Genomic DNA, 12,310 nt, shown 5'->3' on the forward strand with positions numbered 1-12,310 from the left:
GCACTGTTCATCTTTTACCGGGTATCCGACTTGAAAATACCGAAGACATGCTTATATTACTGCCAGCATTCATAGAATGTGAACAATCATCGAAGCGGGTATTTTTTAATGATTGAAAATATTCAGACAGAGTGTTTTGGTCGGGTGAGTCACACTGTGTTGGGTGACAGCCCATTTTGTAAATGTTTGTGATTTATGTGGAGGCTATTATGGCAATTACGCGATATGAACCATGGGGATTACTGACACAATTACAACGGGAACTGGAGCGGGCTCGGGATGATATGGCGACCGAGGGAGCTTCAGCAATTGCTGAATGGGCACCGGCAGTCGATATCAAGGAGGAAAGCGATAAGTTTATTGTGCATGCTGACTTACCCGGAGTGAAACCTGAAGCAATCGATGTGACGACAGAAAACGGAGTGCTCACGATCAAGGGTGAAAAGCAGACCGAAGCGAGAACCGAGAAAGAAGGGTATAAACGGGTTGAGCGAACCCATGGTTCTTTTTACCGCCGCTTCAGTCTGCCGGATACTGCCGACCTGGGTGCGATCTCGGCTGTTACCAAAGATGGGGTGCTGGTTGTCACCATCCCCAAGCGGGAAGCAGTTCAACCCAAAAAAGTCAGTGTCACCGCACAATAAAATGGATGACAAACGGGGCTTCCGGGCCCCGTTTGTACGATGGCTGTTGCGTTTACTCCATTCAGCGTGAGCAGATCTGAAACAATCTCAAGTTACAGGAAGTCAGGTAGAATAGCTTTACCAGTGGCCATTGGCCGTGAATGCCTGGCAGTTTCAGGTGGCTGGGATTTCAGTACCTGATTCAGGATCGCAAAAGGTAGACAAACCAGTCTGGCTTTAGCGAATTTTTATAGAGGAAATTTTAATGAACTTTAAATACTACATCGTTTGTATTCTGGGTCTTAGTACCGCTTTGATCGGTTGCAGCGGACCTCCGGAAGTAAGCGCAGAGAATTGTGCAGGAAGAGGAATGGAAAGAGCATTGGATTTTTACAAGAATAATGAAGCCGAACGGCAGGCATTTATTGATAAGTGCAATGCTTTACCCAAATAAATACAGGTAATACACTTCTTGCTGAGGATTCAGGCTCGGTTTACAGGGTTCTTCTGTAGTGCCATCAGGCCTGAATCGTCAAGTCTGGATTGGCAATGGATTGCAGGGGCTAAAAAGTACAAGCCAAAGTCTTTTCCAGAGTTTCTTTATAATTGAATCGTATGTTTTTCCAGGTTTGTCTAAGCCTTATTCCGTCAGGCGCTTTTTGAGCACTGAGTTGACCTGAGCGGGATTGGCCTTCCCTTTTGAGGTTTTCATTACCTGCCCAACCAGGGAATTGAATGCTTTTTCTTTCCCGGCACGGTAATCGGCCACCTGTTGTGGGTTCGCGGCAAGTACATCATCAACCCATTTCTCAATTTCACTATCATCTGAGATCTGTCTGAGGTTTTTTGCATCGATGATCGTGTCTGCGCTGTCACCGTTACTTTGCCACATGCTGTCGAACACATCCTTGGCTATTTTTCCTGATATGGTGCCGTCAGTAATGCGTAGCAGCAATCCGGCCAGTTGTTCGGGGCTGATCGGGCTCCGGGCGATTTCGAGTCCTTCCTTATTCAACCTCGCGCTGACTTCACCCATGATCCAGTTAGCGCAGAGTTTGCTTTGCCCGGGAAGAACGCTGACCATTTGCTCAAAATAATCTGCGAGCTCACGTGCTGCAGTCAGTATATTTGCATCATAGGCCTGCAGGCCGAAGTCCTGAATGTAGCGATGACGCTTGTCCTTCGGCAACTCCGGCAGTTTTTCCCTGATCTGATCTATCCATTCCTGGGGAATGATTACTGGCAGTAAATCTGGATCCGGGAAATAGCGGTAATCATGCGCATCTTCTTTACTGCGCATGGTGCGGGTTTCATCCCGATCCGCGTCATACAGGCGGGTTTCCTGGGTGATGCTGCCACCGCTTTCCAGAATGTCGATTTGTCTTGCCACTTCGTAATCGATGGCTCGTTCGAGAAAACGGAATGAATTGAGGTTTTTTATTTCACAGCGCGTTCCGAGTGTTTCCGAGCCCGCAGGCCGTACTGAAACATTGGCATCACAGCGGAATGATCCTTCCTGCATATTGCCGTCGCATATACCGATCCAGCGTACCAGTGAGTGCAGCACTTTTGCGTATGCTACGGCTTCGGCACTACTGCGCATATCCGGTTCCGAGACGATTTCCAGCAGCCCTGTTCCGGCACGGTTCAGGTCGATCCCTGTCATCCCGTGAAATTCTTCGTGCGTCGATTTTCCGGCATCTTCTTCCAGATGGGCGCGAGTCAGGCGTATGGTTTTTTCCTGATCTCCTGTCTGAATGGCGATATGTCCGCCTTCAACGATCGGGTGTTCCAGCTGACTGATCTGGTAGCCTTTGGGTAAATCGGGATAAAAGTAGTTTTTCCGTGCGAAAACAGAGGGTGAGTTGATAGTTGCATCGATTGCCAGGCCAAACCGGATGGCATATTCGATTGCTTGCCGGTTTAATACCGGCAATACTCCGGGAAGGGCGATATCCACGGCACAGGCTTGTGAATTCGGCTCGGCGCCGTATGCTACCGATGCACCGGAAAAAATTTTGGATCGGGTTGATAACTGTACGTGTATCTCAAGGCCGATGACAGTTTCCCATTGCATGATCAGCTAATCCTTTTGCTTTTAATCGTTTGCTGTTAGAAAACAGGGGCGTATCTCAGTTACTGGTTTCCGGTGGAGTGAGTTCGTGCCAGTTTGTTACCTGCTGGTAGCGGTGGGCGACATTCAGCATTTGTGCTTCCCTGAAATAGTTTCCGATGATATGTAAACCTACCGGCCTGTTTTTACTGCCGAATCCGGCTGGTATCGACATGCCCGGTAATCCTGCCAGGCTGGCGGTACTGGTATAGATGTCGGACAGATACATCTGGATGGGATCATCGCATTTCTCACCGATATTGAATGCCACGGTAGGTGTAGTCGGCCCCATGATCAGGTCGCACTGTTCAAAAGCTTTCCTGAAATCCTCGGCAATCAGGCGGCGTAATTTCTGAGCCTGAAGGTAGTAGGCGTCATAATAGCCGTGGGATAATACATAAGTACCAATGAGAATGCGGCGCTTCACTTCTTCACCGAATCCTTCTGCCCGGGTTTTGGTATATAAATCTTCCAGACTGCTGTATTGTGCGGTGCGATAGCCATATCGCACGCCATCGAAACGCGACAGATTGCTGGATGCTTCAGCAGGTGCGAGCACATAGTAAACCGGAACGGCAAGCTTGCTGTTCGGCAGGGAAACCTCGACAAATGTTGCACCTAGTTTGCGATACTCTGCCAGAGCGGCTTCAATCACGTTGGAAACATCGCTGCTCATGCCTTCCGCAAAAAATTCCTTCGGCAGACCGATGCGCAGCCCGTTCACCGGTTTTTCCAGATCTTGCGTATAGTTTTCTTCTGCTCGTTGCAGACTGGTTGAATCACGCTCATCAAATCCGATCATGGTATTCAACAACAAGGCCAGGTCTTCAGCAGATTTGGCCATGGGTCCGCCCTGGTCCAGGCTGGAGGCAAATGCGATCATGCCGTAGCGGGAAACCAGGCCATAAGTGGGTTTGATTCCACTGATTCCGCATAATGCAGCCGGTTGACGAATGGAGCCCCCCGTATCAGAACCGGTTGCTGCTGGCGCCAGTCTGGCTGCTACTGCGCAGGCTGAGCCGCCCGAGCTGCCACCCGGTACGGCCAATCTGTCCCAGGGATTTTTTACCGGACCATAATAGGATGTCTCGTTACTTGATCCCATGGCGAACTCATCCATATTGGTTTTACCCAGGTTCACCATGCCTGCCTGATCGAATCGTTCCACCACGGTGGCATCATAGGGTGAAACAAAATTTGAGAGCATTTTTGATCCGCAGGTGGTCAGCCATCCCCTGGCACAGAAAATATCTTTTTGTGCAATGGGTATTCCGGTGAGAGGAGTCGATCGTCCTGCAGCAATCATCTTGTCGGCAACGTTGGCCTGATCCAGACTTTTTTCCTCATCGATAGTGATAAAGGCATTCAGATCAGGATTAAGCGCTTTGATGCGGGATAAAAACTCACTGGTGAGTTCGGTGCTGGATATTTTCTTTTCTGAGAGCAACAAGGAAAGCTGCCTGAGGCTGGCATTTAACATGTGTCAGTGCAGTGGAATATATTGGAAATAGACGGGCAAAAATGCGGATTTTACAGTCTGCGTTATTCGATTACTTTGGGAACCAGGTAGTATCCATCCTCGACCTGAGGAGCAACTGATTGAAACAGAGTACGCTGATCGGATTCAGTGACAATATCTTCACGCAACCTTTGTACCATATCCTGAGAATGGCTCATTGGCTTGATTCCCTGCGTATCAACTGCCCGCATTTGTTCGATCAGATCAAATATTCCGGATAACCGGATCAGATTCTGCTGAGCATCCGTTTCGCTGATTTCAATGCGGGCAAGCTTTGCAACACGTTTGATATCGTTCAGTGACAAGGTCATATTTTGAAGCTTTCTATTTATACCAAGACAGCTAATAGAGTATCATGCACACCTGTTAAACGTATATTTTTATGTGTCTGTGGCGCTTGTTCCAAGGCCAGACTTACAAAATTCCTGCTGAGCAATAAACATACCGGACCTGTCATACTGGAATCGTCATGCTTAACTTCCTGAACAACAATTTTCTGGGTAACTATTTTTCGACGGACATGGCGGTTGATCTTGGCACAGCCAATACACTGATCTACGTTCGTGGCCATGGTATCGTGCTGAATGAACCTTCGGTAGTTGCTATACGTCATGAAGGTGGCCCGGGCGGCAAACGCATGATTCAGCAGGTAGGGCTGGCAGCAAAACAAATGCTGGGCCGGACCCCGGGAAACATTACGGCAATCCGGCCGATGAAGGACGGTGTCATTGCTGACTTTACCGTGACCGAACAGATGCTCAAGCAATTCATCAGAAAAGCTCATCCTCCTCGTTTGTTTTCTGCAAATCCGCGAATTGTCATTTCGGTGCCCTGTGGTTCGACGCAGGTGGAGCGGCGTGCTATCCGAGAGGCTGCTTACGGAGCGGGCGCACGCAAAGTCGAATTGATCGAGGAACCCATGGCTGCTGCGCTGGGGGCTGATTTACCTGTCGAAACGCCAACCGGCTGTATGGTAGTCGATATTGGGGGGGGTACGACCGAAGTCGCCGTGATTTCACTGGGCGGGGTTGTCTACTCCAATTCGGTGCGAGTGGGGGGGGACAGATTCGATGAGGCAATCATCAATTACATTCGCCGTAATTACGGAATTATGATCGGTGAAGTCACGGCAGAAATCATCAAATCAGAAATCGGTTCTGCTTATCCAGGTTCGGAGGTCCGTGAAATAGAGGTGAAAGGGCGTAATCTGGCCGAGGGTATTCCGCGCAGTTTCACGATTTCCAGTAATGAAATTCTGGAGGCATTGGCTGAACCGCTGAACAGTATTGTCAGTGCGGTTAAAACCGCTTTGGAGCAAACGCCTCCTGAACTTGGTTCCGATATTGCGGAAATGGGGATGGTGATGACGGGGGGCGGTGCATTGCTGCACGATATCGATCGTCTGCTGATGGAGGAGACAGGATTGTCCGTCATTATTGCCGATGACCCACTTACCTGTGTTGTGCGGGGTGCGGGAATCGCTCTGGAGAGTATTGATCATTCAGTTGGGATTTTTGCCAGAGACTATTGATACCTCTTCGAGGTAAGCGTGCCTGGTTACAGATATGCTTATCTTCTTTTACGATAAAAGTTTTTTATAGCGTGAGTTATTGGATACTTCGAATCTGATGCCGCTACTGCAATCTGCTCGTATCAGATTGAAAAACATTCCTTTGCAAACCTTGATGACCGATTTGCCGAAATGGTGAGTTTGGTGAAACAGGTTGATCGTTTCGAGTTCCAGTTCTTTTTCAGCAATGTTACCGTGTGGCGTTGTATCTCGGGAGCTTTGGTATACTGATGTATTATATGCCATTTATTTAAGCTTCCTGGTTGTCGGCGATCCTGTTTACAGACATCAGGCCCAGTTTATCGATTTGGGTACAGGAACAAATGCTGAGAGGCTACATGCACACTCCCCCGCAGTTCTTCAAGGTAGGTCCGAGCCCGCTGACACGGATGTTTTTCTTTGTATTGTTATCTGTCTTCATAATGATCGCTGATTCCCGATCAGATTTTATTGCTGAAGCAAGGCGTGTGATTGGGGTCGCTATTTCTCCGTTGCAGAAACTGGCGTATCTGCCTTTTTCCCTGCAGGAGAAGGTGGATCAGTATATTTCGGACTTCAAGCTCATCGAGGAGATTGATCATCTCAGGCGTGAATACCTGACCAGCCGGCATGATTTCTTCCGGTTACAGGCATTGGCGAGTGAGAATGAGCATTTGCGCGCACTGCTTGGGGCTGCCAGGCAAACAGAAATTCAGACAGTTCTGGCGGAGATACTTTATACACCGCGTGATCCTTTCAGTCGTAAGATAACATTGGGTAAAGGAAGCTCGAATGGGGTCAAACCGGGGCAGGTCGTTATCGACGATCTCGGTGTGATCGGCCAGGTAACACGGGTTTTTCCCTGGACATCAGAAGTGACGTTGATCACAGATAAGAATCACATGGTTCCTGTGCAGATCGATCGTAATGGTTTGAGAACGGTGATCTCCGGGGCTGGCAAAAACAGTGAACTGGAGCTGCGTTTTTTATCGATCAATACAGATATCCGGGAAGGTGATTTGTTGGCCACCTCGGGGATCGGTGGTGTTTACCCGCCTGGTCTGCCTGTGGGGCGGGTGGCTCATATCGAATATGATCGTTCACATAAGTTTGCGCGTATCATATGTGTCCCCGTAGCGGGTGTGGATCGTCACAGGCAGGTGCTCGTCCTGATCGGCTCTGTGCCCACTCCGGAAATTTCAGATAACCCTGAATCCTATGCGCCCCAGAAAAACCGGCAAACCAAGAATCACGGAACATGATTACGTTGCCCAGGAATTTTCTCTTCCTGCAAGAAGATCGCTGGTTTATCTGAATCTGATAATGGCAGTGTTAGTCAACCTGATGCCATTTGATAAGGTGATACTGGTTTTGCGCCCGGATTTCGTGGCTTTGACACTGCTTTACTGGAATATTCACCAGCCGCAGCAGGCAGGTATGGGTATTGCTTTCTTGTGCGGGCTGGTAATGGATGTCGTCGATACCAGTATTATGGGACAGCACGCAATTGCTTATTGTCTAATGACATTTTTTGCCCTGATTTTGCATCGGCGCTTGCGGCTGTTCAGTGCTTTCCGGCAGATTCCTGCCGTTTTATGGATACTGTTACTCGGTCAGGCGATGATATTCCTGACTGGAATTCTGGCGGGTACTTATATTCCCGAATGGTATTTTTTTCTTGGCAGTGTAACTGGAGCACTATGCTGGCCCCTGTTCGTATTTTTGTTGGGGAGTTTTCGAAAACAGCGAATCGAACCTGATGAAATATGAACAATACCGTAGAACTGCGTGACCATACACGAGAGATTCGGCTTTTTCGTATCAGACTGGCTATCTGTGCAGTCATCGTCGTCATTTTGTTCGGTTTGTTATTTAGCCGTTTTTTCTATCTGCAAGTATCACAGGGTGAACACTATACGACACTTGCAGAAGCAAATCGTATTACTATTCAGCCACTGACGCCTAACCGGGGGCTGATATTTGATCGCAACGGAGAAATTCTGGCTCAGAATTACACGGCCTACACTCTGGAAATAGTTCCCGATCAGGTTAAAAATCTCGAGTCAGCTATTGATGAGCTGGCAACTGTAGTCGAAATCACACCCGAAGATCGCAGGCGCTTCAACAAGCTGAAGCGGGAAAGTACGCGATTTAAGAGTCTGCCCATACGTTCCCGCCTGACAGACATCGAAGTGGCCCGGTTTGCGGAAAATCAATATCGTTTTCCCGGAATGGATATCAAGGCACATCCACTCAGACATTACCCGAGGGGAGAGTTGGTTTCTCATGTGATTGGCTATATTGGCCGTATTAATGATAAGGATCTGGAACAGTTTGAAGCTGACAAACGGCTCAAGAATTATCGTGGTTCTACGCACACCGGGCGTATTGGTATTGAGAAGAGCTATGAAAATGCTTTACATGGGCAGACGGGTTTTGAACAGGTTGAGACGGATGCCGTTGGCCGCCCTGTACGTACCTTATCCCGAGTTGCGCCGGTTGCCGGGAACGATCTTACACTTTCTCTCGATATTGGCCTGCAGCAGGCAGCCGTACAGGCCTTTGGGGATTATCGCGGTGCTCTGGTTGCACTGGATCCGTCCAATGGGGAAATCCTTGCTTTTGTCAGCAAACCGGGTTTTGATCCCAATCTGTTCGTTGATGGCATCGATCATGCCAACTGGCGTTTGCTCAATGAATCCATTGACAGACCGTTGAACAACCGCGCATTGCGCGGTGTGTATCCTCCCGGTTCCACTTTCAAGCCATTTATGGCACTGGCCGGACTGGAGCTGGGTAAACGTTCTATTCGTTACGCATTCAATGATCCAGGCTTCTTCAGTTTGCCCGGTAGCTCGCACCGTTTTCGTGACTGGAAACCCGGAGGGCATGGCTGGGTTGATTTGCGTAAATCCCTGGTGATTTCATGTGATACTTATTACTACATGCTTGCCCATGATCTGGGTATTACCAATATTCATAATTTCATCGGACAATTTGGTTTTGGCAGGGAGATCGGCATCGATATTCCTGGAGAAGTCCGTGGACTGTTGCCTTCGCCGGAATGGAAGAAGAAGCGATTCAAACAGAACTGGTTGCCGGGCGATACGATTTCGGTGGGTATCGGTCAGGGATTCAATTTATCCACTCCATTTCAGCTGACCTTTGCAATGATGCTGCTGGCCAATGATGGCAGGGCTTACAAGCCTCATTTCGTTAAACAGCAGGTAGATCACAACAAACATCTTGTTGAGGATAATTTTGTAGAAGAAATGTACCGGCTCAATTTGAAGCAGGAGTACCTGGATTATGTCAAACAGGCGTTAACAGATGTGACACGCCCTGGTGGTACGGCTTCCCGGGCGGGTGCCAATGCAGCCTACACTTTTGCTGGCAAAACCGGTACTTCCCAGGTAATCAATATCAAACAAGGGGAGCGTTACAATGCCAGCAGAATCAATGAGCGGCATCGCGATCATGCCTTGTTTACAGCTTTCGCGCCTGCTGAAGATCCGAAAATCGTTCTGACGGTGTTGGTTGAGAACGGTGGTTCAGGTGGATCAACCGCAGCACCCATTGCACGTAAGGTACTGGATTATTTTTTTCTGGGCAAAATGCCTGAACCGGCAGAAAAGGCGGGATAAAGAATATATACCACTCTCACAGCGATTCGATTTCGGCAATGGAGAAAGCAATTTCATGATTGCCGTAAATTTTGCTGATTAGCTGTGAATTTCAGGATTCTGGTCACAATATGATCACTCTGGATATCAAAAAGATATGGTACTACTTCACTCGCTATATCGATAATTTTCTGCTTGCCGGAATTTTTCTGCTCATGCTGACCGGATTAATCGTGCTGTATAGTGCTACCGGCGGGAATCTTACCCGGGTAATCAGCCAACTGATTAACATGATTGTTGCATTTGTGGTGATGTGGACGGTAGCCAATATTCCGCTCCAGAGGATTATGCGGCTCGCTTTTCCAATTTATGTAATGGGTATCATTCTGCTGGTTGCCGTAGCGTTGTTTGGCGAGGTGCAGAATGGAGCGCGTCGCTGGTTGAATCTTGGGTTTATTAATATTCAGCCCTCGGAACTGCTCAAAATTGCAGCACCACTCATGATGTCGTGGTATTTCGACAAGGCTCACATCACATTGCGCTGGCGTGATTATGTTGTAGCAGTGCTGATTTTACTGTTGCCAGTTTTATTGATTGCGCGCCAACCTGATCTGGGCACTGCCCTACTTATCTTGATCAGTGGTTTTTATGTGATTTTTCTGGCGGGCTTATCGTGGCGGATTATAGTCGGTCTGGCAGTTGCGGTAGCGGTGAGTCTGCCTTTACTCTGGACCTTCGGTATGCACGATTATCAGCGTAAACGGGTCATGACTATGCTTGATCCTTCACAAGATGCTTTGGGTGCTGGTTATCATACGATACAATCCAGCATTGCTATTGGGTCAGGAGGAATCTCAGGTAAAGGGTGGCTGAAAGGCACCCAATCCCAGCTTGACTTTCTGCCCGAACCCAGTACAGATTTCATCTTTTCGGTATTTTCGGAAGAATTCGGGCTGATTGGTAACAGTTTGTTACTGTCGCTTTACTTGATAGTAATCGGACGTTGCCTGGTGATTACGGCAAGAGCGCCAACACGGTTTACAAGGCTGGTTGCCGGATCGATTACCTTAACTTTTTTCACTTACGTGTTCGTCAATATGGGTATGGTAAGTGGTATTTTGCCCGTTGTTGGAATACCACTGCCGCTCATCAGTTACGGCGGGACTTCCATGGTTACTATATTGCTGGGATTTGGAATTCTCATGAGCATTCATACCCATCCAAAACTTGTTAAAACGTAAAAATATGAAAATAAATTTTGATTTCTGTTTTGCAATCACGCATAAAAATACGCTGTTTGTTCTTCTTGCTGTCATGGTGGTGCTCATAGTTTCTGCCTGCAGCAACACTCCGCGATTGGGTCAATCATCCACACATTCACATACCAGAGCGGGAGGGGGGTATTATCTTGATGATGGCCCGGAACAGAATCCTCCTTCAAACCTTGATTCTGTTCCTGATGCAGTTCCTCGTATCGAACCTCTGAAAACTACTACGATGCGTCCCTATGTTGCGTTGGGCAAAACCTACACACCCATGACTGCGCTCAAGCCTTATAAGGCTCGTGGTCACGCTTCATGGTACGGTAAGCGCTATCATGGTAAACGTACAGCCTCTGGAGAAATTTATGATATGTATTCCATGACTGCGGCTCACCCGACCTTGCCTATACCAAGTTATGTGCGTGTTACAAATTTGCAGAATGGAAGCTCTGCGGTCGTTCGTATCAATGACAGAGGTCCATTTCTGGAAAATCGTCTCATTGATCTATCTTATGTGGCGGCCTATAAACTTGGTGTCCTGGCAAGCGGTAGTGCTCGGGTAGAGGTTGAAAGTATCATTCCCGGCCGTTTCGGCAGTGCTGATCCTCCTGCTATGACACGGAAACAGACGAGTAGGGAGCCAAAAGTAGCTTCCAGTAGGGATAATGGGAAATTTTATTTGCAGCTTGCTGCATTCGGATCGGCACATAATGCGCAGTCTTATCTGATGCAACTAAAGTCAGAGTTTCCTTCGATTACTCAGCAAACTCATATCAATCAGGCAAATGGACTGCATAAGATATTCGTAGGGCCGTTTCATGACTTGGAGGCTGCTAATCGAACAGCAAATATCATTACTACAGCCGGATCTCCAGAACCGATATTGGTGCGACATACTTACTGATATTAGCAATCTGTCAGGCTTGTTGAGGGCTGAATCATTTTTGATTTCAAGCCCGGAGTCTGAGTTGAGAAAAGGCAACGCAAGTGGGTTTGATTGCAAATTCCATGTCTTTAATCTCATTATTCCTGTTGCTACAGATGCGGTACGGTTATGTGCCCCAGATTATGTGAGACAGATCAACAGTCTCCATACTCCGGTGGTTTGTGCGATTCTTAAGGAGAACTGACGAAAATTTGGAAAATATGGATTTGGTGGCCTGCTCGCGCCGTAGTGTCTGGATGCTCTCATGAACGGCGCAGCTTTCCTGGCTTGTGTGGGAACCCAGCTCTGTCCTGCCCTCAAGTCAGGTGATATCGTCGTCTGCAACAATTGGGCAGCTACAAGGTCGCCGGCGTTCGATCAAGGACAAAGGCGCAAAAATCCTTTATCTACCGCCCTATTCTTCTGACTTCAATCCCATTGAGCAGGCCTTTTCCAAAATCAAGATCCTCCTGCGTAAAGCTGTTGAACGATCCTTTGATGCCTCTAGAATACCGCAGCTACTTCGCCAACTCCGGGTATGTATCTCTAAGTATCTAACTAAACGAGAAATGCCTTGGCTCGGATCCCAAGTCTGTAGTCCTTGATTTTGGTCAGTATTACTCCTTTAGGTAGGAGAGTAATCAGTTTAGTAAAGCAATCCAGCGGTTCCGGATGACATTCATCTCTCCCGATGGC

12 protein-coding genes are annotated in these 12,310 nt (G+C 48.0%); 9 read left to right on the plus strand and 3 right to left on the minus strand.

The genetic code is table 11. The annotated features are described in order from the left end of the window. Nucleotides 1-209: 209 nt before the first annotated feature. Both HRU73_RS00905 and trbK read left to right on the plus strand, forming a co-directional pair. Nucleotides 210-644, plus strand: a complete 435-nt coding sequence (locus HRU73_RS00905; RefSeq protein WP_011112583.1) for an Hsp20/alpha crystallin family protein — start codon at nt 210-212, stop codon at nt 642-644. A 244-nt stretch (nt 645-888) separates the two neighbouring features. Beyond that, a complete protein-coding gene (gene trbK / locus HRU73_RS00910; RefSeq protein WP_074671278.1) occupies nt 889-1,077 on the plus strand; it encodes an entry exclusion lipoprotein TrbK in 189 nt (62 codons plus the stop codon). A gap of 186 nt (nt 1,078-1,263) precedes the next feature. Here trbK and gatB read toward each other — a convergent pair whose 3' ends face one another. The 3 genes from gatB to gatC form a co-directional block, all read right to left on the minus strand. Further along, nucleotides 1,264-2,700: an Asp-tRNA(Asn)/Glu-tRNA(Gln) amidotransferase subunit GatB gene (gatB, locus tag HRU73_RS00915; protein WP_287399091.1), complete on the minus strand. Its 1,437-nt coding sequence runs from the start codon at nt 2,698-2,700 to the stop codon at nt 1,264-1,266. Nucleotides 2,701-2,755: 55 nt separating this feature from the next. Next, nucleotides 2,756-4,216 carry an Asp-tRNA(Asn)/Glu-tRNA(Gln) amidotransferase subunit GatA gene (gatA, locus tag HRU73_RS00920; RefSeq protein WP_281870547.1) on the minus strand — a complete coding sequence of 487 codons (1,461 nt, stop codon included), beginning with the start codon at nt 4,214-4,216 and terminating at the stop codon, nt 2,756-2,758. Nucleotides 4,217-4,278: 62 nt separating this feature from the next. After that, nucleotides 4,279-4,566 (minus strand): Asp-tRNA(Asn)/Glu-tRNA(Gln) amidotransferase subunit GatC, encoded by a 288-nt coding sequence (gatC, locus tag HRU73_RS00925; RefSeq protein ID WP_287399093.1) that lies wholly within the window; start codon nt 4,564-4,566, stop codon nt 4,279-4,281. Nucleotides 4,567-4,724: 158 nt separating this feature from the next. Between gatC and HRU73_RS00930 the strand changes: the two genes are divergently transcribed. The 7 genes from HRU73_RS00930 (at nt 4,725) to HRU73_RS13355 (ending at nt 12,219) form a co-directional block, all read left to right on the plus strand. Beyond that, entirely contained in the window at nt 4,725-5,786 is a 1,062-nt protein-coding gene (locus tag HRU73_RS00930; RefSeq protein WP_276818356.1) for a rod shape-determining protein, read from the plus strand. 377 nt (nt 5,787-6,163) lie between these two features. After that, nucleotides 6,164-7,066: a rod shape-determining protein MreC gene (gene mreC / locus HRU73_RS00935; RefSeq protein ID WP_041357268.1), complete on the plus strand. Its 903-nt coding sequence runs from the start codon at nt 6,164-6,166 to the stop codon at nt 7,064-7,066. Next, entirely contained in the window at nt 7,023-7,574 is a 552-nt protein-coding gene (gene mreD, locus HRU73_RS00940; protein ID WP_011112577.1) for a rod shape-determining protein MreD, read from the plus strand. The genes mreC and mreD overlap by 44 nt, the downstream gene beginning before the upstream one ends. Beyond that, nucleotides 7,571-9,448 carry a penicillin-binding protein 2 gene (gene mrdA, locus HRU73_RS00945; RefSeq protein WP_276679477.1) on the plus strand — a complete coding sequence of 626 codons (1,878 nt, stop codon included), beginning with the start codon at nt 7,571-7,573 and terminating at the stop codon, nt 9,446-9,448. Before mreD ends, mrdA begins: the two co-directional genes overlap by 4 nt. Nucleotides 9,449-9,558: 110 nt before the next feature. Beyond that, nucleotides 9,559-10,668 (plus strand): rod shape-determining protein RodA, encoded by a 1,110-nt coding sequence (gene rodA / locus HRU73_RS00950; RefSeq protein ID WP_011112575.1) that lies wholly within the window; start codon nt 9,559-9,561, stop codon nt 10,666-10,668. 4 nt (nt 10,669-10,672) lie between these two features. Next, nucleotides 10,673-11,593, plus strand: coding sequence for a septal ring lytic transglycosylase RlpA family protein (locus HRU73_RS00955; protein WP_502709316.1), 921 nt, complete (start codon nt 10,673-10,675; stop codon nt 11,591-11,593). A 347-nt stretch (nt 11,594-11,940) separates the two neighbouring features. Then, nucleotides 11,941-12,219 (plus strand): transposase, encoded by a 279-nt coding sequence (locus HRU73_RS13355; protein WP_353765142.1) that lies wholly within the window; start codon nt 11,941-11,943, stop codon nt 12,217-12,219. Nucleotides 12,220-12,310 lie beyond the last annotated feature (91 nt).

It is taken from the genome of Nitrosomonas sp. H1_AOB3 (genome assembly GCF_015709435.1).
In the GTDB taxonomy this organism is placed as follows: domain Bacteria; phylum Pseudomonadota; class Gammaproteobacteria; order Burkholderiales; family Nitrosomonadaceae; genus Nitrosomonas; species Nitrosomonas europaea.